We start from the raw sequence: 19,529 nt of genomic DNA, 5'->3' as shown, positions 1-19,529 counted from the left end.
GGTGACCGAAGCCGTGACCCCGCAGCAGCAGCCCCCGACCGTGCCCGAGCTCCCCGAGCGGGAAGCCCCCGTCACCCCGGCGGAGATCCGCGACGCGGCCGCCGTCACCCTCGTGGTGGGCGTGTCCGGCGCGCTCCTCGGGCTGCTGTGGACGTGGCTCGCGCCGCGCGTGCAGTACGTCTCCAACGGTGAGGCCGTCTTCCTGCGCAACACCGAGAGCGAGGGGCGGATCGGTGCGGACGGCACCTTCTTCCTGCTGGCGCTCGGGCTCGGAGTGCTCAGCGGGGTCGCGGTGTTCCTGTGGCGCCGGCGCGGAGGCGTCCCGCTGGTGATCGGACTGGCCGTCGGCGCGTGCTTCGCCGCCCTGGTGGGGTGGCGGTTCGGGCTGTGGCTGGGCCCGGGCACGGACGTCCCGGCCGCCGCCGCCAAGGCGGGCAGGGGAGTGCCCTTCGACGCCCCGCTGCAGCTGCTCGCGCACGGGGTGCTGCTGGTGTGGCCGATGGCGGCCGTCGCCGTGCACCTGGGCCTGACGGCCCTGTGGGGGCCGCGCGAGCCGGAGCCCGAGCCGTGGGAGGGCACGTACCCGCCGCCGCACGTGCACGCCGACAGCGCTCCGCCGCAGGGCTGACCCGTCCGGAAGCCGGTCGCGCCGGGGCGCCGCCGGCGGCTACGGGCGGGCGATCGGGGCCAGGGTGGCTTCGGTGAGGGCGGCCAGGTCTGCGGGGGACAGCTCCACCTCCAGGCCCCGGCGGCCCGCCGAGACGCAGATCGTGGCGTGCGCCGACGCCGATGCGTCCAGCACCGTCCGCAGCCGGCGCCGCTGCCCCAGCGGGGAGATGCCGCCCCGGACGTAGCCCGTCGTCCGCTCCGCGAGCGCCGGGTCGGCCATCGCCGCCCGCTTCCCGCCCACCGCCGCCGCCAGTGCCTTCAGATCCAGCGAGCCCGAAACCGGCACCACCGCCACCGTCAGGGCCCCGTCCACGTCGGCGACCAGGGTTTTGAACACCTGGTCCGCGGAGACGCCCAGCGCCTCCGCCGCCTCCTCCCCGTACGAGGGGTGCGCCGGGTCGTGCTCGTAGGAGTGCGTGGTGAACGCGACGCCCGAGCCGGTCAGGGCGGTGATGGCCGGGGTGCCGGACGACTGCGGTTTCTTCTTCGCCATGGCCTCAGTTCGGGCTCGTAGGAGTGCGGGTCAGGTCCACCGCCGGCAAGGACGGCAGGTGGCGGATGACCGCCGTTTCCGCACGGAGCAGCTTGAGCTCCTCCGCCAGCCGGGTCGCCGTGTCCGGGGCCTGGAGCAGCCGCTGCTTCGACGGCGTGTCCAGCACGGCCGCGGCCGCCACCAGGTACGACACCACCGACGGCTCGTCCGGCAGGTCCGGCGTCGACGCCAGCGAGCGCTCGCGGGCCCCCGCCAGCCGCTTCTGGTAGCTGCGGAACGCCCGCAGGACCCCTTCGGACAGGGCGCCCGCGCCCTCGCCCGCGTCCTCGGCGAGCTCCTCCAGCTCCGCGACCAGGAACGGTCCCGACGCGTCGACCGACAGCAGCCGCACCCGGGTGGTGCCGGTGGCCAGCACCTCGAAGCTGCCGTCCTCCCGCTCCCGGATCGTCGCCGCGTCCGCGATGCAGCCCACCCGGTGGAACGCCTGGACCGGGTCGGGGCCGAAGCCGGCTCCCGGGCCCTTCTCGGGCAGCGCCGTCTGGTCCGGCAGCCCGGGCGCCGTCGGGGCCACCTCCCGGCCGTCGCGGATCGCGACGACCGCGAACCGGCGCGGCTCGTCCTCCCCGGTCTTCAGCAGCTCGCGCATCATGGCGCGATACCGCTCCTCGAAGACGTTCAGCGGCAGCACGAGGCCCGGGAACAGCACCGAGTTCAGCGGGAAGAGGGGCAGGCGAACGGTGGTCACGAGGCACAGGGTAGTGGCCGGAAGGCCCGGGCCGTCACCCGTTAACCCCGCCTCAGCAGCCGCGACGCGCCCGCCGCCACCGTCGTGGCGAGGATCCACCCGAGCAGCACCAGCGCCGTCGAACCCCACTGCCAGCCGCCGTCCAGCCTCCACTGGCCCTGCTGGCCGAGATCGATGACCGGCAGCAGGAGGTCCAGCGCGTACAGGGCGGCGTCCCACCGCGGGTGCTCCTCCGCCTTGATCGGCGCCGGCTCCCGCCGCAGGAACAGCAGGGTGCCCGCCGCCCACAGCACCGCCATCCACAGCGCCGCCCGCCCCGGCCGGTACCCGTACACCACCGTCCAGTCCTGGAGGTACCCCCAGGCCCGCGCCGCCGGCGGCAGCGTGGCCCGGCGGCGCCGCTGCTTGGCCACCAGCACCTCCCGGGCGCCGGAATCCTCCCCGCCGGCCCGCAGTACGGCGGCCAGCCGCTCGTACGGCTCCGGCGAGTACTCGGGAGTGGCCGCCTCCAGCCACTCCAGGCGGCGGGAGAGCGGGAAGTGGCCCCGCGGCGCGAGCTCCTCGTACACGAAGCCCTCCATGGACACCCGGCCCCGGCCCGGCCAGCTCGTGGACCGGTCGACGAGCTTGACCACCTTCGCCCCCGAGACCACCACCCGCCCCCGCTCCGGCGCCTCCCCTACGAACCGCAGCTCGGGCGTCTGGACCCGCCGCAGCGACACCTCCTGCTCGGGACGCAGCTCGAAGCGGGCACCGTAGAAGTCCACCGAGTCCCCGAAACGGCCGTCGTCCAGCCGCAGCCCGCCCCGGCACTCGAAGTGCTGCGACGGCCCGCCGGTCGTCGGCGTCTGGCTCCAGTCGTACGGCCGGTCCGGATCGCCCGTCGGCGAGGCCAGGCCGATGGACGTCAGGTAGAGGGTCCGCTCGACGGCCAGGGTCGGGGCGTTCAGCGCCCGCCGGCCGTAGCGGTTGCTCAGCCGCGCCCCGCGCAGGCTCATCGAGGCGCCGACCTTCGCCCCGCGCAGGCTCACCTCGCCGTGCGTCTCCAGCATGTCGGCCTGGAGGTCCTGCGCCACCGCCATCCCGTCCGCGGCGATGGCCCGGCCCCGCCCGTCCCGCCGCACCACCGCGTGACTGATCAGCAGGTCCGTGCCGATCTGCGCGTCGGTCAGCCGGAGGCCGCCCGCGACCCGGCAGCGTGCGAGGTGCAGGTCGCCCTCGGTGTGCAGCCGCGCCCCCTCCAGCCGGGGTATCGCGCAGTTGTCCAGCCGCAGCGTGCCGAAGCGGGTCTCGGACACCTGGATCTCGCCGTCGAAGCGGCACGAGCGGATCTCCACGTACGGGGCCACCGTGCCACCGGACAGATCCAGCCGCCCGGTGATCTGCGCGCCGCGCAGCTTCAGGCACCCGACCCGCCCGGGCACCGGCGCCGGCCCGGCCAGCAGCAGGTGCGCCACGACCTCCGCCCGGACCCGCCGCTCGGGGCCCCAGACCCGGTCGGCGTGCGGATCGTCCAGGCCGGCGGTGTGCGCACCGAGATCACAGACGGTGCCCGCCCGGAACGTCTCCCACATCCGCTCCTCGGCCTCGGTGAGACCGTCCGGCCGTCCGTCCCCGTGCGCTTCGGTCATGGCAGCCCCCCCGCTGTCATTCATGTGTACGAGAACGCTAAGGGGCACCGGTGACATCCGGGACGTGTATCAGCCAGTGATACGGGCGGACGGCGGTGGGAGACGGTCTGAGAGAATTGGGGGGTGATCTCTCGTATCGACCTGCGCGGTGACGCCCTCCCCGAGGGCGGCGCCCTGCGCGACCTGCTGCCCCGTGCCGAGTTCGACGTGGAAGCCGCCCTGGAGAAGGTGCGGCCCATCTGCGAGGACGTCCATCATCGTGGCACGGCGGCGCTGATCGAGTACGCGCAGAAGTTCGACGGGGTCGAGCTCACGCAGGTCCGGGTACCCGCGGAGGCCCTCAAGGCCGCCCTGGAACAGCTGGACCCGGCCGTCCGCGCCGCCCTGGAGGAGTCCATCCGGCGCGCCCGGATCGTGCACCGCAACCAGCGCCGCACCGAGCACACCACCCAGGTGGTCCCCGGCGGCACCGTGACCGAGAAGTGGGTTCCCGTCGAGCGCGTCGGCCTGTACGCGCCCGGCGGCCGCTCCGTGTACCCGTCGTCCGTCGTGATGAACGTGGTCCCGGCCCAGGAGGCGGGCGTCGAGTCGATCGCGCTCGCGTCCCCGCCGCAGAAGGAGTTCGGCGGCCTGCCGCACCCCACCATCCTGGCGGCCTGCGCGCTGCTCGGCGTGGACGAGGTGTACGCGGCCGGCGGCGCCGTGGCCGTCGCGATGTTCGCGTACGGCACCGAGGACTGCCTGCCGGTCAACATGGTCACCGGCCCCGGCAACATCTGGGTCGCCGCCGCCAAGCGCTACTTCACCGGCAGGATCGGCATCGACACCGAGGCCGGCCCCACCGAGATCGCCGTCCTCGCGGACTCCACCGCCGACCCGGTGCACGTCGCCGCCGACCTGATCAGCCAGGCCGAGCACGACCCGCTGGCCGCCGCCGTCCTCGTCACGGACTCCGCGGAGCTCGCGGAAGCCGTCGAGAAGGAGCTGGAGCCGCAGGTCGCCGCGACCAAGCACGTCGAGGACCGGATCAAGCCCGCCCTCGCCGGCAAGCAGTCCGCGATCGTCCTGGTCGACAGCCTGGAGGACGGCCTCAAGGTCGTCGACGCGTACGGCGCCGAGCACCTGGAGATCCAGACCGCCGACGCCGCCGCCTGGGCCGCCCGCGTCCGCAACGCCGGCGCGATCTTCGTCGGCCCCTGGGCGCCGGTATCCCTCGGCGACTACTGCGCCGGCTCCAACCACGTCCTGCCCACCGGCGGCTGCGCCTGCCACTCCTCGGGCCTGTCCGTGCAGTCCTTCCTGCGCGGCATCCACATCGTCGACTACACGCGCGACGCCCTCGCCGAGGTCACCCACCACGTGGTGACCCTCGCCGAGGCCGAGGACCTGCCCGCCCACGGCGCCGCCCTCAAGGCCCGCTTCGGATGGAAGGTCCCCGGCCAGTGAGCACCATCGGCATCGACGACCTCCCCATCCGGGACGAGCTCCGCGGCAAGACCCCGTACGGCGCCCCCCAGCTCGACGTTCCCGTCCAGCTGAACACCAACGAGAACCCGTACGAGCTGCCCGAGCCGCTGGTGCGGCGCATCGCCGAGCGCGTCGCCGAGGCGGCCCGCACCCTCAACCGCTACCCCGACCGGGACGCGGTCGAGCTGCGCACCCAGCTCGCCGCCTACCTCACCCGTACGGGCAAGCACCCCGTCGCCAAGGAGAACGTCTGGGCCGCCAACGGCTCCAACGAGGTCCTCCAGCAGCTGCTCCAGACCTTCGGCGGCCCGGGGCGCACGGCGATCGGCTTCGAGCCCTCGTACTCGATGCACGCGCTCATCGCGCGCGGCACCGGCACCGGCTGGATCTCCGGCCCGCGCCACGAGGACTTCACCATCGACGTGGAGGCGGCCGGTCAGGCGATCGCCGAGAACGCCCCCGACGTCGTCTTCATCACCTCGCCCAACAACCCCACGGGCACCGCGGTCGACGCGGAGACGGTCCTCGCCCTCTACGAGGCCGCCCAGGCCGCCAAGCCGTGCCTGGTCGTCGTGGACGAGGCGTACGTGGAGTTCTCCCACCGCGACTCCCTCCTCCCGCTGATCGAGGGCCGCCCGTGTCTGGTGGTCTCCCGGACCATGTCCAAGGCCTTCGGCGCCGCGGGCCTGCGCCTGGGCTACCTCGCCGCGCACCCCGCCGTGGTCGACGCCGTGCAGCTCGTACGCCTGCCGTACCACCTGTCCGCCGTCACCCAGGCGACCGCGCTGGCCGCCCTGGAGCACACCGACACCCTGCTCGGCTACGTCGAGCAGCTCAAAGCCGAACGGGACCGCCTCGTCACCGAGCTGCGGGCCATCGGCTACGAGGTCACCGAGTCCGACGCGAACTTCATCCAGTTCGGGAAGTTCGAGGACTCCCACACCGCCTGGCAGAAGATCCTCGACCAGGGCGTCCTGGTCCGGGACAACGGCGTACCGGGCCGGCTGCGGGTCACCGCGGGCACCCCGGCCGAGAACGACGCGTTCCTTGAAGCGGTTCGCGCACTGAAGAAGGAGCAGCAGGCATGAGCCGCATCGGACGGGTCGAGCGGACCACGAAGGAGACCTCGGTCCTCGTCGAGATAAACCTCGACGGCACCGGCCGGGTCGACGTCTCCACCGGCGTGGGCTTCTACGACCACATGCTCGACCAGCTCGGCCGCCACGGCCTCTTCGACCTCACGGTCAAGACGGACGGCGACCTGCACATCGACAGCCACCACACCATCGAGGACACCGCCCTCGCGCTGGGCGCCGCCTTCAAGCAGGCCCTCGGCGACAAGGTGGGCATCTACCGCTTCGGCAACTGCACCGTCCCGCTGGACGAGTCCCTCGCCCAGGTGACCGTCGACCTCTCCGGCCGCCCCTACCTGGTGCACACCGAGCCCGAGAACATGGCGCCGATGATCGGCGCGTACGACACGACGATGACCCGGCACATCCTGGAGTCCTTCGTGGCCCAGGCGCAGATCGCCCTGCACGTGCACGTCCCGTACGGCCGCAACGCCCACCACATCGTGGAGTGCCAGTTCAAGGCCCTCGCCCGGGCCCTGCGCTACGCCGCCGAGTTCGACCCGCGCGCCGCCGGGATCCTGCCCTCCACGAAGGGCGCCCTCTAGCAGTGAACGGCCTGAACACCATCCTGATCGTCCTCGGCCTGTTCCTGGCCGGGGGCGTCTACTCCTTCCAGAAGCAGAAGATGCCCAAGTCGGTGATCATTCTGCTCGCCCTCGGCTCCGCGATGTGTCTGGCCGCGGGAGTCCTGCGAATCCAGGGGATTTGGGAATGAGCGCCAAGAAGAACGTCGTCGTCTTCGACTACGGCTTCGGCAACGTCCGCTCCGCCGAGCGCGCCCTCGCGCGCGTCGGCGCGGACGTCGAGATCACCCGCGACTACGACAAGGCCATGGACGCCGACGGCCTCCTCGTGCCCGGCGTCGGCGCCTTCTCCGCCTGCATGCAGGGCCTCAAGGACGCGCGCGGCGACTGGATCATCGGCCGCAGGCTGTCCGGCGGGCGCCCCGTCATGGGCATCTGCGTCGGCATGCAGATCCTCTTCGAGCGCGGCATCGAGCACGGCGTGGAGACCGAGGGCCTCGACGAGTGGCCCGGCACCGTCAGCCCGCTGAAGGCCCCGGTCGTGCCCCACATGGGCTGGAACACCGTGGAGGCCGCGCCCGGCAGCCAGGCCTTCGCCGGGCTGGACGCGGACGCCCGCTTCTACTTCGTGCACTCCTACGCGGCCCACGACTGGACGCTGGAGGTCACCAACCCCAGGATCAAGGGGCCCAAGGTCACCTGGGCCACGCACGGCGAGCGGTTCGTCGCGGCGGTGGAGAACGGCGCCCTGTGGGCCACCCAGTTCCACCCCGAGAAGTCCGGCGACGCCGGTGCCCAGCTCCTCACCAACTGGATCGAGACCCTCTGATGCCGAACACGCTTGAACTGCTCCCCGCGGTCGACGTCCGCGACGGTCAGGCCGTACGCCTCGTGCACGGTGTGTCGGGCAGCGAGACCTCCTACGGCTCCCCGCTGGAGGCGGCCCTCGCGTGGCAGGCCTCCGGCGCCGAGTGGCTGCACCTCGTCGACCTGGACGCCGCCTTCGGCACCGGCGACAACCGCGCCCTGGTCGCCGAGATCACCCGCGCCATGGACATCAAGGTCGAGCTGTCCGGCGGCATCCGCGACGACGCCACGCTCGCCGCGGCCCTCGCCACCGGCTGCACCCGCGTCAACCTCGGCACCGCCGCCCTGGAGACCCCCGAGTGGGCCGCCAAGGCCATCGCCGAGCACGGCGACAGGATCGCCATCGGCCTCGACGTGCGCGGCACCACCCTCAAGGGCCGCGGCTGGACCAGCGAGGGCGGCGACCTCTACGAGACCCTCGCCCGCCTGGACTCCGAGGGCTGCGCCCGCTACGTCGTCACCGACATCGGCAAGGACGGCACCCTCACCGGCCCCAACCTGGAGCTGCTGCGGAACGTCTGCGCCGCCACCGACCGGCCCGTCGTCGCCTCCGGCGGCGTCTCCTCCCTGGACGACCTGCGGGCCCTGTCCGAGCTCGTCCCGCTCGGCGTCGAGGGCGCCATCGTCGGCAAGGCCCTGTACGCCAAGGCGTTCACCCTGGAAGAGGCCCTGGAGGCGGTCCGCGCATGAGCTCCTCCGACATCCGCCGCATCTCCTCCGGCGGCCCCTACGAGGACGTCATCGGGTACTCCCGCGCCGTCGCCCTCCCCAACGGCCTGGTCCTCGTCTCCGGCTGCACCGCCGCCGACGCGGGCGGCCCGTACGACCAGACGGTCAAGGCCTTCGAGACCGCCTTCAAGGCCCTCGCCGAGGCGGGCCTCGGCCCCGAGGACGTGGTCCGCACCCGCATGTACCTGACGCACGCCCGGGACGTGGACGAGGTGGGCCGCGCCCACAAGGCGCTGTTCGACACCGTCCGCCCCGCCGCCACGATGCTCATCGTCTCCGGGTTCGTCGACCCGGGCATGGTCGTCGAGGTCGAGGTCGAGGCGTTCAAGGAGGTCGCGCGATGACCCTCGCCGTACGCGTGATCCCCTGCCTGGACGTGGACAACGGCCGGGTCGTCAAGGGCGTCAACTTCCAGAACCTGCGCGACGCCGGCGACCCGGTGGAGATGGCCAAGCTCTACGACGCCGAGGGCGCCGACGAGCTGACCTTCCTCGACATCACCGCGTCCTCCGGCAACCGCGAGACCACCTACGACGTGGTCCGGCGCACCGCCGAGCAGGTCTTCATCCCGCTCACCGTGGGCGGCGGCGTCCGCACCGCCGACGACGTCGACAAGCTGCTGCGGGCCGGCGCCGACAAGGTCGGCGTCAACACCGCGGCCATCGGCCGGCCCGAGCTCATCCAGGAGATCGCCGAGCGCTTCGGCCGCCAGGTCCTCGTCCTGTCGGTCGACGCCCGCCGCACCGAGTCGGGATCCTTCGAGGTCACCACCCACGGCGGCCGCCGGGGCACCGGCATCGACGCCGTCGAATGGGCGCACCGCGCGGCCGAACTGGGCGCCGGGGAGATCCTGCTGAACTCCATGGACGCCGACGGCACGAAGGACGGCTACGACACCGAGATGATCGCCGCCGTGCGCCGGCACGTCACGGTCCCGGTGATCGCCTCCGGCGGCGCCGGGAAGCTGGAGCACTTCCCGCCCGCGATCGACGCGGGCGCCGACGCGGTCCTCGCCGCCTCCGTGTTCCACTTCGGCGACCTGCGGATCTCCGAGGTCAAGTCGGCCCTCCGGGAAGCCGGCCACCCGGTCCGCTGACCCGCCCGCCGGTCCCGGCCGCCCTTCACGGGGCGGCCGGGCCGCCGGCCGCCTCAGATGCCGAGCTGGGCGACCGTCAGCTTGGCCACGGCCTCCTTCTCGCCGTCCAGCTCCACCGCGGCGGAGTTCTGGCGGCCGAAGCAGAACAGCGTCAGCTCGCCCGGCTCCCCGGTCACCGTCACCACCGGCACGCCCTTGTGCGCCACCGCCGTACGCCCGTCCGGGCGGCGCAGCACCAGTCCCACGGGGGAGCGGCGGCCCGTGAGCCGGGCCAGCTTCTCCAGCCGCGCCCAGAGCGCGTCCGAGAACACCGGGTCCAGCGTCCGCGGCGACCAGTCCGGCTGCGCGCGCCGCACGTCCTCCGCGTGGACGTAGAACTCCACCGCGTTCGCGGCCTCGTCGATCTGTTTCAGCGCGTACACGGACAGCTTCGGCGGGCCGGTGCGGATCAGCTGGATCAGCTCCTCGTACGGCTTGGCCGTGTACTCGGCCATCGCCCGGTCGAGGCGGTCCTTCAGCACGTTCAGCAGCAGTCCGCCGGCCGCGTCCGGGCGGCGCTCGCGCACCACCACGTGCGCCGCCAGGTCCCGGCAGGTCCAGCCGGCGCACAGCGTCGGCGCCTCGGGTCCCGCCGCCTCCAAAAGGTCCGCCAGCAGCAGGCGTTCACGCTTCGCATGGGTAGACATGCGGGCCAGCCTACGACCGGAACCCGCCCCGCGGCCGCTCATCAGGCGGACGGTGATCCGTAACAGGTCCTTCCGCGCGGCACAATGGGGCCCATGAGTACGTCCTCCCTCGACCCCGCCGTCGCCGCCCGCCTCAAGCGCTCCGCGGACGGCCTGGTTCCGGCCATCGCCCAGCAGTACGACACCGGTGAGGTGCTCATGCTCGGCTGGATGGACGACGAGGCCCTGCACCGCACCCTCACCACCGGCCGCTGCACCTACTGGTCCCGCAGCCGGCAGGAGTACTGGGTCAAGGGGGACACCTCGGGCCACTTCCAGTACGTGAAGTCCGTCGCCCTCGACTGCGACGCGGACACCGTGCTCGTCAAGGTCGACCAGGTCGGCGCCGCCTGCCACACGGGCGCCCGCACCTGCTTCGACGCCGATGTCCTTTTCAGCGACGCCCGCTAGCCAGTTAGGGTCCCACCCCATGGATCTCGAGACGTTCCGCAAGCTCGCGGCCGACCGCCGCGTCATCCCGGTGAGCCGCCGGCTGCTCGCCGACGGGGACACCCCCGTCGGGCTCTACCGGAAGCTGGCCGCCGAACGCCCCGGCACCTTCCTGCTGGAATCGGCCGAGAACGGCCGCTCCTGGTCCCGCTACTCCTTCGTCGGAGTCCGCAGCGACGCCACCCTCACCGTCAAGGACGGCCAGGCCCACTGGATCGGCACCCCGCCCGTCGGCGTCCCCGTCGACGGCGACCCGCTGGAGGCCCTGCGCGCCACCGTCGAGGCCCTGCACACCCCCCGCGACCTCGCGGGCGGAATGCCGCCCTTCACCGGGGGCATGGTCGGCTACCTCGGCTACGACATCGTCCGCCGCCTGGAGCGTATCGGCGACCACACCGAGGACGACCTGGAGCTCCCCGAGCTGACCATGCTCCTCACCTCCGACCTGGCGGTCCTCGACCACTGGGACGGCACCGTCCTGCTCATCGCCAACGCGATCAACCACAACGCCCTCGACTCGGGCGCCGACGAGGCCCACGCGGACGCCGTCGCCCGCCTCGACGCGATGGAGGCCGACCTCGCGCGGCCCGCGCCCTACGCGCCCGCCGCGCTCCCCGAGTCCGAGCTGCCGCCGTTCGACGCGCTGTGGGGCGGCGAGAAGTACCAGACCGCCGTCGAGGACATCAAGGAGCGCATCCGGGCCGGCGAGGCCTTCCAGGTGGTGCCCTCGCAGCGGTTCGAGACCCCCTGCCACGCCTCCGCGCTGGACGTGTACCGGGTCCTGCGGGCCACCAACCCCTCCCCGTACATGTACCTCTTCCGCTTCGAGAACGGCTTCGACGTGGTCGGGTCCAGCCCCGAGGCGCTGGTCAAGGTCGAGGACGGCCGGGCCATGGTCCACCCCATCGCCGGCACCCGCCACCGGGGCGCGACCCCGCAGGAGGACAACGACCTCGCCGAGGAGCTGCTGGCCGACCCCAAGGAGCGCGCCGAGCACCTCATGCTCGTCGACCTGGGCCGCAACGACCTGGGCCGGGTCTGCGAGCCGGGCTCGGTGGAGGTCGTCGACTTCATGAGCATCGAGCGCTACTCGCACGTCATGCACATCGTGTCCACCGTCACCGGACGCGTCGCCGAGGGCAAGTCCGCCTTCGACGTGCTCACCGCCTGCTTCCCCGCCGGCACCCTCTCGGGCGCGCCCAAGCCGCGGGCCATGCAGATCATCGAGGAGCTGGAGCCCTCCCGCCGGGGCCTGTACGGCGGCTGCGTCGGCTACCTCGACTTCGCCGGGGACTCCGACACGGCCATCGCCATCCGCACCGCGCTGCTGCGCGACGGCACGGCGTACGTGCAGGCCGGGGCCGGCGTGGTCGCGGACTCGGTGCCCGAGCTGGAGGACCGGGAGTGCCGCAACAAGGCCGCCGCCGTGCTCCGGGCCGTCGGAGCGGCGAACCGCCTCCACCGCGGCTGAGGCCGTAAGGGATAGTGGGGTACGTGAGTGCCGTACCCCACCCCCGCAACGAGGCCGAGGCCCCCGACAGCAGCACCGGCCGCCGCACCGTGGCCGTCGCCCTGCTGCTCGGCGCGCTCGGCGCCACCGTCGTCCTGCTCGCCTCCGGCCGCACGTGGGCCCGGGGCAGCGCCGCCATCGGGGGCGGGACCCTGCCGCTGACCGCGGACGGGCGGGCCGTCACGGGCCTGCCCGCGGCCCTGGCCATCGTCGGCCTCGCGGCCCTGGTCGCGGTGTTCGCCGTACGCGGCCCCGGCCGGCTGCTGGTCTCCGGGCTGCTCGCGCTGAGCGGCCTGGGCGCCGCCCTGGCCGCGGTGGCCGCCGCCGGCGACCGGCGGGCGCTGGACGAGCGGGCCGCCACCGCGACCGCCGACACCGCCGCCCGGGTGGTCGACCTGAGCCATACGGCGTGGCCGTACGTCACCGCCTCCGGCGCGGCCCTGATCCTGCTCGCGGGGCTGCTCGCACTGCGCTTCGGCCGCAGCTGGCCCGCGATGGGAGGCCGCTACGAGCGCGACGGCAGTCCGCGCGGGCGGACCCCCGCCCCGGTGGACCCGGACCGGCCCGAGGACCTGTGGAAGGCCCTGGACCGAGGCGAGGACCCCACCCGCTAGACGGCACCCGCCGGAGATCGCCACCCGCTGGAGAATCCGGCGGCCCGGTGCGGGACAATGACAGCGGAAGCGCGACACAGAGCGCGCTCCCTACACAGCTTGAGACAGAGCAACGAGGAGCAACTCATGGCGGGCACGAGCCACGGACACACCCCGGCCGCCTGGACCGGTGTCATCATCGCCTTCATCGGTTTCTGCGTCTCCGGCGCTTTCATGGTGCTGGCGAACCCGCTCGGGTTCTGGGCCGGCCTGGTCGTCGTCGCGCTCGGCGGTGTCGTCGGCATGGCGATGCGTGCGGCGGGCATGGGCGCGCCGAAGGCCACCCACCGCGACCTCGCCGAGGTCATCGCCGCCAACCGGGTTCCCGCCAAGGTCTGAGCGCGGTCCCGCGGGTCCGCCGGCCCGCGGTTCGAAAGGCGCGGCCCGTCGGGCTGCGCCTTTTGTCATGAGCGGAGAGAATCAGCGGGTGGACGCCTCTCGCACCGACGCCGCGGCGCACGCGGCGCGCCCCGCGCACCCCGTACACGCGGCGGAGAGCGCGCACGCCGTCCCCGGGCCGCAGCCGGCCGCCCCGGCGCCCGTACGGCCCTCCCGGGCCCGGCGGCTCGCCGCCCCCGTGCTGACCCTGGCCGGGGCGGTGGCGGCGTTCGCGTACGTGGGCGCCGTGGATCCCAACGAACCCGGGCACTATCCGGTCTGCCCGCTCTTCCGGCTGACCGGGGTGCTGTGCCCGGGCTGCGGCGGGCTGCGCAGCGCGCACGCCTTCGCGACCGGAGACCTGGCGGGCGCCCTGGGCGCCAATGCCGTGGCGGTGGCCGGCTACCTGGTCTTCGCCGGGTTCACGGCCCTGTGGCTGCTGCGGGCCTTCCGCGGCGGGCCGGCCCCCGGGATCGCCCTGCGGCCGGCGTACTGGTGGGGGATCGGGGCCCTGGTCCTGGCCTTCTCGATTGTCCGGAACCTCCCGTTCGGTTCCGCCCTGGCCCCCTGACCTCAAGGGGGGCCTGGCAAGGACTACGGGAAGGCCATATTCCGAGTGTCCAGTCCATGGGAAACCGGGAACTCCGTGCGGAGGCCGTGGCGACCTGCGGATACCATTTGAGTGTCGACCTTGCAGAGGTACTTGTCCGCAAGGCGGCCGACCGTCATCAACCCGGAAGGGGGCCGCTCGCGTGAGTGTGCTCGACGAGATCATCGAAGGGGTCCGCGAAGACCTTGCCGAACGGCAGGCCCGCGTGAGCCTCGACGAGCTCAAGGAGCGTGCCGCCAAGGCGCCCCAGGCCAAGGACGGTGTCGCCGCACTGCGCGGCGACGGCGTCAAGGTGATCTGCGAGGTCAAGCGCTCCAGCCCCTCCAAGGGCGCGCTGGCCGCGATCGCGGATCCGGCCGGGCTCGCCGCCGATTACGAGGCCGGCGGAGCGGCGGTCATCTCCGTCCTCACCGAGCAGCGCCGCTTCGGCGGCTCGCTCGCCGACCTGGAGGCCGTCCGCGCCCGCGTGGACATCCCGATCCTGCGCAAGGACTTCATCGTCACGGCGTACCAGCTGTGGGAGGCCCGCGCCTACGGCGCCGACCTCGTGCTGCTGATCGTCGCGGCCCTGGAGCAGGAGGCCCTGGTCTCCCTCATCGAGCGGGCCGAGTCCATCGGCCTCACCCCGCTCGTGGAGGTGCACGACGAGGAGGAGATCGAGCGTGCCGTCGCCGCCGGCGCCAAGATCATCGGCGTCAACGCGCGCAACCTGAAGGACCTCAAGGTCGACCGCTCCACCTTCGAGCGGGTCGTCGGAGAGATCCCGGCCCACATCGTGAAGGTCGCCGAGTCCGGCATCCGCGGACCGCACGACCTGATCGCCTACGCCAACGAGGGCGCCGACGCCGTCCTCGTCGGGGAGTCCCTGGTCACCGGACGCGACCCGAAGGCGGCCGTGGCCGACCTCGTGGCCGCCGGCGCCCACCCCGCCCTGCGCCACGGGCGGAGCTGACCACGGCCATGCCCCCCGCCTCCTCCTCCGTCCGCACCCGCCCGGGCCACGGCCCGGCCGGCGTGCCGACGGCGCACGCGCCGCTGGCGCGCGGCTGCCGCCCCCGCGGCTGCCGCGCCCCGGCCCGCCGCGTGCACGGCAGGCGGGTGCGCTACGTGATCGGCTCCGAGCCCGGACAGGTCAACGGCATGCGATGGCGCGGCACGACCGCGTCGTAACGGCGGCCCTCCCGGCCCGGTACCCCTGACGTACCGGCCGCGGGCGCCCGTGTCCGGCCCCCGCCCCTCCCGTGGGCGCGGGCCGTCCCGTCCGTACGCCGCCCACCCCTCCCAGCGGGGTGCGCGGGCGACGGACCGGCGGCGCAATACGGTGCATCCAGCCCGCGTCGAGCGAAGCCTCGCATTCCGTACCCGTAGGAGTAGTGGCACATGTCCACCAGCTCGTTCTTCATCCCGGACCCGGAGGGTCACGTCCCCAACACCGAGGGCTATTTCGGTGACTTCGGCGGCAAGTTCATCCCGGAGGCCCTCGTCGCCGCCGTGGACGAGGTCGCCGTCGAGTACGAGAAGGCCAAGGGCGACCCGGCCTTCGCCGCCGAGCTCAACGACCTGATGGTCAACTACACGGGCCGGCCCAGCGCCCTCACCGAGGTGCCCCGGTTCGCCGAGCACGCGGGCGGCGCCCGGATCTTCCTCAAGCGCGAGGACCTCAACCACACCGGCTCGCACAAGATCAACAACGTGCTGGGCCAGGCGCTGCTCACCAAGCGCATGGGCAAGACCCGCGTCATCGCCGAGACCGGCGCCGGCCAGCACGGCGTGGCCACCGCCACCGCCTGCGCCCTCTTCGGCCTCGACTGCACCATCTACATGGGCGAGATCGACACCCAGCGCCAGGCCCTCAACGTCGCCCGCATGCGCATGCTCGGCGCCGAGGTCATCGCCGTGAAGTCCGGCTCCCGGACCCTCAAGGACGCCATCAACGAGGCGTTCCGCGACTGGGTCGCCAACGTGGACCAGACCCACTACCTCTTCGGCACCGTCGCCGGCCCCCACCCCTTCCCGGCCATGGTCCGCGACTTCCACCGTGTCATCGGCGTCGAGGCCCGCCGCCAGATCATCGAGCGCGCCGGCCGGCTGCCCGACGCCGTCGCCGCGTGCGTCGGCGGCGGCTCCAACGCCATCGGCCTCTTCCACGCCTTCATCCCGGACGCCGACGTCCGCCTGGTCGGCTTCGAGCCCGCCGGACACGGCGTGGAGACCGGCGAGCACGCCGCCACCCTCACCGCGGGCGAGCCCGGCATCCTGCACGGCTCCCGCAGCTACGTCCTCCAGGACGAGGAGGGCCAGATCACCGAGCCCTACTCCATCTCCGCCGGTCTGGACTACCCGGGCATCGGCCCCGAGCACTCCTACCTCAAGGACAGCGGCCGCGGCGAGTACCGCGCGGTCACCGACGACGCCGCCATGCAGGCCCTGCGCCTGCTGTCGCGCACCGAGGGCATCATCCCGGCCATCGAGTCGGCGCACGCCCTCGCGGGCGCCCTCGACCTGGGCAAGGAGCTGGGCAAGGACGGCCTGATCGTCGTCAACCTGTCCGGCCGCGGCGACAAGGACATGGACACGGCGGCCCGCTACTTCGGGCTGTACGACGGCGAGGGCGCCGAGGGGGAAACGAAGTGACCACGGGCAACATCCAGCTGCTGAGCGACACCCTCGCCAAGGCGAAGTCCGAGGACCGCGCGGCCCTCGTCGCCTACCTCCCGGCCGGCTTCCCGACCGTCGACGGCGGCATCGAGGCCGCCAAGGCGGTCATCGCGGGCGGCGCCGACGTCGTCGAGATCGGCCTGCCGCACAGCGACCCCGTCCTGGACGGCGCCGTCATCCAGACCGCCGACGACATCGCCCTGCGCGGCGGCGTCAAGATCGCCGACGTGCTCCGCACCGTCCGCGAGGCCTTCGAGGCCACCGGGGTCCCGATCCTGGTCATGACGTACTGGAACCCGATCGACCGCTACGGCGTCGAGCGCTTCACCGCCGAACTGGCGGCCGCCGGCGGCGCGGGCTGCATCCTGCCCGACCTGCCGGTCCAGGAGTCCGCGCTGTGGCGGGAGCACGCCGCCAAGCACGGTCTGGCGACCGTCTTCGTCGTGGCCCCCAGCAGCAAGGACGAGCGCCTGGCGACCATCACCGCCGCCGGCTCCGGCTTCGTCTACGCCGCCTCCCTGATGGGCGTCACCGGCACCCGCGAGTCCGTCGGCGACGAGGCCCAGGAGCTGGTCCGCCGCACCCGGGCCACCACCGAGCTGCCCGTCTGCGTGGGCCTGGGCGTCTCCAACGCCGTACAGGCCAAGCAGGTCGCGGGCTTCGCCGACGGTGTGATCGTCGGCTCGGCCTTCGTGAAGCTGCTCCTGGACGCCCCCGACCTGCCGGCGGGCCTGTCCGCCGTGCGGGCCCTGGCGGGCGAGCTTGCGGAAGGCGTACGCAGGTCCTGACCCAGCGCGGGCCCGGAACGAGGTTCTGTAGCCCGATCGGGTGGATTCGACGGCGGGGAGGCACGCGAGTGCCTCCCCGCTTCGTTTGGCGGAACGTGAGCGAGAAGAACGGCGGTGCGAACCGCGATGCGACGAAACGATCGGCCCGGGAGCGACTCCAGGAGGAGCGCGAGCGGCAGAAGAGCCGGGACAAGCGCCGGCGGACCTTCCTGGTCGCCGGAGCGGTCGTCGGCGTGCTCGGCCTGGCCGCCGTCGTCGGCGTGATCGCGGCCAACGCCGGGAAGGGCGACAAGTCCGCCAAGTCCGGCCCGGTGGCCGCGCCCTCCGGAGCCACCGGCAAGGACGCGCTCGCCATCCAGACCGGGGGGAACGAGGCCAAGTCCACCCTGACGGTCTGGGAGGACTTCCGCTGCCCCGCCTGCAAGGCCTTCGAGGACAACTACCGCACCACCATCCACGAGCTGGAGGCCAAGGGGCTGCTCAAGGTCGAGTACCACCTGGTCACCCTGATCGACGGCAACATGGGCGGCACCGGCTCCCTGAAGGGGGCGAACGCCGCCGCCTGCGCCCAGGACGCCGGCAAGTTCGCCGCGTACCACGACCTCCTCTTCCAGAACCAGCCACAGGAGACCGACGACGCCTTCGGCAAGAACGCCAGGCTGCTGGAGCTGGCGGGCAAGGTCGACGGGCTGGACACCCCGGCCTTCCGCTCCTGCGTGGAGGAGGGCACCCACAACAGCTGGGTGGGCAAGTCGCACGAGGCGTTCCGCGCCGGGAACTTCCGGGGCACGCCCACCGTGCTGCTCGACGGCAAGGACATCTTCTCCGACCAGGCCAACCCGCTGACCCCGCAGAAGCTGAAGGAGAAGGTCGAGGGCGCGGCCGGCAAGACGGCCCCGTCACCGTCCGCGTCCCCGTCGGCGTCCGCCTCCGGGAACGGCGCGCCGAAGAGCGGAGCCAAGGCTTCCACGGCGTCCGGATCCGGTTCCGCTTCCGGCACCAGGACCGGGGCCGGGACGGGGGCCGGGACCGGGGCCGGGACGGGTTCGGGAGGCTGACCTGGGCGGCCCCGCCATGTGTGGTTTTGGTTTCAGCTTGCCGGGCGGGTTGCGGTCCGTACCGCCCGGCAAGGTAGCGTCATGTCTGCCATGGACCTTGCTTACATCCCCAGCCCGTCGACCGGCGTGATCCATCTCGGACCGATCCCGCTGCGCGGCTACGCGTTCTGCATCATCATCGGCGTCTTCGTCGCCGTCTGGCTCGGCAACCGCCGGTGGATCGCGCGCGGCGGAAAGCCGGGCACGGTCGCGGACATCGCCGTGTGGGCGGTGCCGTTCGGCCTGGTCGGCGGTCGCCTCTACCACGTGATCACCGACTACCAGCTCTACTTCGGCGAGGGCCGGGACTGGGTCGACGCCTTCAAGATCTGGGAGGGCGGCCTCGGCATCTGGGGCGCGATCGCGCTCGGCGCGGTCGGCGCCTGGATCGGCTGCCGGCTGCGCGGCATCCCGCTGCCCGCCTGGGCCGACGCGCTCGCCCCGGGCATCGCCATCGCCCAGGCCTTCGGACGCTGGGGCAACTGGTTCAACCAGGAGCTGTACGGCCGCCCGACGGACCTGCCGTGGGCGCTGAAGATCAGCGAGGGCCCGAACCGGGTCGCCGGCACCTACCACCCGACCTTCCTGTACGAGTCGCTGTGGTGCCTGGGTGTCGCCGCGCTGGTGATCTGGGCGGACCGGCGCTTCAAGCTGGGGCACGGCCGGGCGTTCGCCCTGTACGTGGCGGCGTACTGCTCCGGGCGCGTGTGGATCGAGTACATGCGCGTCGACGAGGCGCACCACATCATGGGCCTGAGGCTGAACGTGTGGACCGCGATCGTGTGCTTGGTGCTCGCGGTGGTCTACTTCGTGGTGTCGGCGAAGCTGCGGCCGGGGCGTGAGGCGGTCGTCGAGCCGGGTCCCTCCGGGGGTTCCGGGGCGGGTGACGCCGCCTCCACTGACGCCGCCTCCGCTGACGCGGCCAAGGCCGACGCCAAGGCCGTTGAGGCCGAGCCGAAGGACGCCAAGGGCGGTGCGGTCCGGGCCGTCGAGGCAGGTGCCGACGCCAAGCCGACCACCAGCCTCACGAAGGCCGCGGAGGCCGACAAGAGCTGACCAGGTCGTACCGGAGGGGGCGCCGCGTGGGTAGCGGTGCCCCCTCCGGCGTACCCGGCCGCTGCCGTCGGGCGTGCCGCTGCGCGGGGCTGGTCCCCTACCCGCCCTTCCGCCGTTCCCAGGGGCTCCGCCCCAGACCCCGCGCCTCAATCGCCGGCGGGGCTGGAAGATCCAGCCCCGCCGGCGATTGAGGCGAGAACGGGTGAAGGGCGGGGAGGGGCCCCGCGCAGCGGCCGACCAGCCGCACACG

General features: G+C 73.1%; 24 protein-coding genes. 20 read left to right on the top strand and 4 right to left on the bottom strand.

Annotation, left to right across the window (positions count from 1 at the left end):
- Window position 1 precedes the first annotated feature (1 nt).
- On the top strand, window positions 2-628 hold the full coding sequence (locus AC069X_RS12210) for a hypothetical protein (protein WP_478727740.1): 627 nt from the start codon (window positions 2-4) through the stop codon (window positions 626-628).
- Between the two features lie 39 nt (window positions 629-667).
- On the opposite strand, the gene ybaK is transcribed toward AC069X_RS12210, so the two are convergent.
- The 3 genes from ybaK to AC069X_RS12195 are packed head-to-tail and all read right to left on the bottom strand — an operon-like array spanning window position 668 to window position 3,538.
- Complete coding sequence (gene ybaK / locus AC069X_RS12205; protein ID WP_478727738.1) at window positions 668-1,162, bottom strand: Cys-tRNA(Pro) deacylase; 495 nt, start codon at window positions 1,160-1,162, stop codon at window positions 668-670.
- 4 nt (window positions 1,163-1,166) lie between these two features.
- Entirely contained in the window at window positions 1,167-1,907 is a 741-nt protein-coding gene (locus tag AC069X_RS12200; RefSeq protein ID WP_478727736.1) for an LON peptidase substrate-binding domain-containing protein, read from the bottom strand.
- A 41-nt stretch (window positions 1,908-1,948) separates the two neighbouring features.
- Complete coding sequence (locus AC069X_RS12195) at window positions 1,949-3,538, bottom strand: oxidoreductase (protein ID WP_478727734.1); 1,590 nt, start codon at window positions 3,536-3,538, stop codon at window positions 1,949-1,951.
- A gap of 123 nt (window positions 3,539-3,661) precedes the next feature.
- On the opposite strand from AC069X_RS12195, the gene hisD reads away from it, so the two are divergent.
- The 8 genes from hisD to hisF are packed head-to-tail and all read left to right on the top strand — an operon-like array spanning window position 3,662 to window position 9,354.
- Window positions 3,662-4,984 (top strand): histidinol dehydrogenase, encoded by a 1,323-nt coding sequence (hisD, locus tag AC069X_RS12190; protein WP_478727733.1) that lies wholly within the window; start codon window positions 3,662-3,664, stop codon window positions 4,982-4,984.
- Window positions 4,981-6,093, top strand: a complete 1,113-nt coding sequence (locus tag AC069X_RS12185) for a histidinol-phosphate transaminase (RefSeq protein WP_478727732.1) — start codon at window positions 4,981-4,983, stop codon at window positions 6,091-6,093. The genes hisD and AC069X_RS12185 overlap by 4 nt, the downstream gene beginning before the upstream one ends.
- A complete protein-coding gene (gene hisB, locus AC069X_RS12180) occupies window positions 6,090-6,683 on the top strand; it encodes an imidazoleglycerol-phosphate dehydratase HisB (protein ID WP_478727730.1) in 594 nt (197 codons plus the stop codon). Before AC069X_RS12185 ends, hisB begins: the two co-directional genes overlap by 4 nt.
- A gap of 2 nt (window positions 6,684-6,685) precedes the next feature.
- The gene (locus AC069X_RS12175; RefSeq protein WP_363062085.1) at window positions 6,686-6,853 is read left to right on the top strand and encodes a hypothetical protein; all 168 of its coding nucleotides are present in this window, start codon (window positions 6,686-6,688) and stop codon (window positions 6,851-6,853) included.
- Window positions 6,850-7,491, top strand: a complete 642-nt coding sequence (gene hisH, locus AC069X_RS12170; protein WP_478727728.1) for an imidazole glycerol phosphate synthase subunit HisH — start codon at window positions 6,850-6,852, stop codon at window positions 7,489-7,491. Before AC069X_RS12175 ends, hisH begins: the two co-directional genes overlap by 4 nt.
- The gene (gene priA / locus AC069X_RS12165) at window positions 7,491-8,219 is read left to right on the top strand and encodes a bifunctional 1-(5-phosphoribosyl)-5-((5-phosphoribosylamino)methylideneamino)imidazole-4-carboxamide isomerase/phosphoribosylanthranilate isomerase PriA (RefSeq protein WP_385770893.1); all 729 of its coding nucleotides are present in this window, start codon (window positions 7,491-7,493) and stop codon (window positions 8,217-8,219) included. Before hisH ends, priA begins: the two co-directional genes overlap by 1 nt.
- Window positions 8,216-8,602, top strand: a complete 387-nt coding sequence (locus AC069X_RS12160) for a RidA family protein (protein ID WP_478727726.1) — start codon at window positions 8,216-8,218, stop codon at window positions 8,600-8,602. Before priA ends, AC069X_RS12160 begins: the two co-directional genes overlap by 4 nt.
- On the top strand, window positions 8,599-9,354 hold the full coding sequence (gene hisF, locus AC069X_RS12155) for an imidazole glycerol phosphate synthase subunit HisF (protein WP_478727724.1): 756 nt from the start codon (window positions 8,599-8,601) through the stop codon (window positions 9,352-9,354). Before AC069X_RS12160 ends, hisF begins: the two co-directional genes overlap by 4 nt.
- Before the next feature lie 53 nt (window positions 9,355-9,407).
- Here the strand turns inward: hisF and AC069X_RS12150 are convergent, their stop codons facing one another.
- Complete coding sequence (locus AC069X_RS12150) at window positions 9,408-10,040, bottom strand: TIGR03085 family metal-binding protein (protein ID WP_478727722.1); 633 nt, start codon at window positions 10,038-10,040, stop codon at window positions 9,408-9,410.
- An 84-nt stretch (window positions 10,041-10,124) separates the two neighbouring features.
- On the opposite strand from AC069X_RS12150, the gene hisI reads away from it, so the two are divergent.
- From hisI to lgt, 11 genes are all read left to right on the top strand, one after another.
- Window positions 10,125-10,490 (top strand): phosphoribosyl-AMP cyclohydrolase, encoded by a 366-nt coding sequence (gene hisI / locus AC069X_RS12145; RefSeq protein ID WP_478727721.1) that lies wholly within the window; start codon window positions 10,125-10,127, stop codon window positions 10,488-10,490.
- Between the two features lie 19 nt (window positions 10,491-10,509).
- On the top strand, window positions 10,510-12,000 hold the full coding sequence (locus tag AC069X_RS12140; protein WP_478727719.1) for an anthranilate synthase component I: 1,491 nt from the start codon (window positions 10,510-10,512) through the stop codon (window positions 11,998-12,000).
- Between the two features lie 14 nt (window positions 12,001-12,014).
- Complete coding sequence (locus AC069X_RS12135; RefSeq protein WP_478727717.1) at window positions 12,015-12,653, top strand: TIGR02234 family membrane protein; 639 nt, start codon at window positions 12,015-12,017, stop codon at window positions 12,651-12,653.
- A 126-nt stretch (window positions 12,654-12,779) separates the two neighbouring features.
- Entirely contained in the window at window positions 12,780-13,031 is a 252-nt protein-coding gene (locus AC069X_RS12130; protein WP_478727715.1) for an HGxxPAAW family protein, read from the top strand.
- A 67-nt stretch (window positions 13,032-13,098) separates the two neighbouring features.
- Window positions 13,099-13,641 carry a DUF2752 domain-containing protein gene (locus AC069X_RS12125; protein WP_478727713.1) on the top strand — a complete coding sequence of 181 codons (543 nt, stop codon included), beginning with the start codon at window positions 13,099-13,101 and terminating at the stop codon, window positions 13,639-13,641.
- Between the two features lie 181 nt (window positions 13,642-13,822).
- Window positions 13,823-14,632: an indole-3-glycerol phosphate synthase TrpC gene (gene trpC / locus AC069X_RS12120; protein WP_125816880.1), complete on the top strand. Its 810-nt coding sequence runs from the start codon at window positions 13,823-13,825 to the stop codon at window positions 14,630-14,632.
- Window positions 14,633-14,640: 8 nt separating this feature from the next.
- Window positions 14,641-14,850, top strand: a complete 210-nt coding sequence (gene trpM, locus AC069X_RS12115) for a tryptophan biosynthesis modulator TrpM (RefSeq protein ID WP_405981123.1) — start codon at window positions 14,641-14,643, stop codon at window positions 14,848-14,850.
- A gap of 210 nt (window positions 14,851-15,060) precedes the next feature.
- Window positions 15,061-16,314 carry a tryptophan synthase subunit beta gene (gene trpB / locus AC069X_RS12110; protein ID WP_478727710.1) on the top strand — a complete coding sequence of 418 codons (1,254 nt, stop codon included), beginning with the start codon at window positions 15,061-15,063 and terminating at the stop codon, window positions 16,312-16,314.
- A complete protein-coding gene (gene trpA, locus AC069X_RS12105; RefSeq protein ID WP_478727708.1) occupies window positions 16,311-17,126 on the top strand; it encodes a tryptophan synthase subunit alpha in 816 nt (271 codons plus the stop codon). The genes trpB and trpA overlap by 4 nt, the downstream gene beginning before the upstream one ends.
- Before the next feature lie 95 nt (window positions 17,127-17,221).
- Window positions 17,222-18,184 (top strand): DsbA family protein, encoded by a 963-nt coding sequence (locus tag AC069X_RS12100; RefSeq protein ID WP_478727706.1) that lies wholly within the window; start codon window positions 17,222-17,224, stop codon window positions 18,182-18,184.
- 90 nt (window positions 18,185-18,274) lie between these two features.
- Window positions 18,275-19,279 carry a prolipoprotein diacylglyceryl transferase gene (gene lgt, locus AC069X_RS12095; protein ID WP_478728165.1) on the top strand — a complete coding sequence of 335 codons (1,005 nt, stop codon included), beginning with the start codon at window positions 18,275-18,277 and terminating at the stop codon, window positions 19,277-19,279.
- Window positions 19,280-19,529 lie beyond the last annotated feature (250 nt).

Source organism: Streptomyces sp. NPDC043896, assembly GCF_056435605.1.
The sequence above is the reverse complement of the archived record's forward strand: the minus strand, read 5'-3'. Positions and strand labels throughout refer to the sequence as shown.

Coding starts and splice junctions, on each gene's coding strand:
- ybaK (WP_478727738.1), bottom strand. CDS start 1,162: ATGGCGAAGAAGAAACCGCAGTCGTCCGGCACCCCGGCCATCACCGCC.
- AC069X_RS12195 (WP_478727734.1), bottom strand. CDS start 3,538: ATGACCGAAGCGCACGGGGACGGACGGCCGGACGGTCTCACCGAGGCC.
- hisB (WP_478727730.1), top strand. CDS start 6,090: ATGAGCCGCATCGGACGGGTCGAGCGGACCACGAAGGAGACCTCGGTC.
- hisH (WP_478727728.1), top strand. CDS start 6,850: ATGAGCGCCAAGAAGAACGTCGTCGTCTTCGACTACGGCTTCGGCAAC.
- priA (WP_385770893.1), top strand. CDS start 7,491: ATGCCGAACACGCTTGAACTGCTCCCCGCGGTCGACGTCCGCGACGGT.
- AC069X_RS12160 (WP_478727726.1), top strand. CDS start 8,216: ATGAGCTCCTCCGACATCCGCCGCATCTCCTCCGGCGGCCCCTACGAG.
- hisF (WP_478727724.1), top strand. CDS start 8,599: ATGACCCTCGCCGTACGCGTGATCCCCTGCCTGGACGTGGACAACGGC.
- AC069X_RS12150 (WP_478727722.1), bottom strand. CDS start 10,040: ATGTCTACCCATGCGAAGCGTGAACGCCTGCTGCTGGCGGACCTTTTG.
- hisI (WP_478727721.1), top strand. CDS start 10,125: ATGGGGCCCATGAGTACGTCCTCCCTCGACCCCGCCGTCGCCGCCCGC.
- AC069X_RS12140 (WP_478727719.1), top strand. CDS start 10,510: ATGGATCTCGAGACGTTCCGCAAGCTCGCGGCCGACCGCCGCGTCATC.
- AC069X_RS12130 (WP_478727715.1), top strand. CDS start 12,780: ATGGCGGGCACGAGCCACGGACACACCCCGGCCGCCTGGACCGGTGTC.
- AC069X_RS12125 (WP_478727713.1), top strand. CDS start 13,099: ATGAGCGGAGAGAATCAGCGGGTGGACGCCTCTCGCACCGACGCCGCG.
- trpM (WP_405981123.1), top strand. CDS start 14,641: ATGCCCCCCGCCTCCTCCTCCGTCCGCACCCGCCCGGGCCACGGCCCG.
- trpB (WP_478727710.1), top strand. CDS start 15,061: ATGTCCACCAGCTCGTTCTTCATCCCGGACCCGGAGGGTCACGTCCCC.
- lgt (WP_478728165.1), top strand. CDS start 18,275: ATGGACCTTGCTTACATCCCCAGCCCGTCGACCGGCGTGATCCATCTC.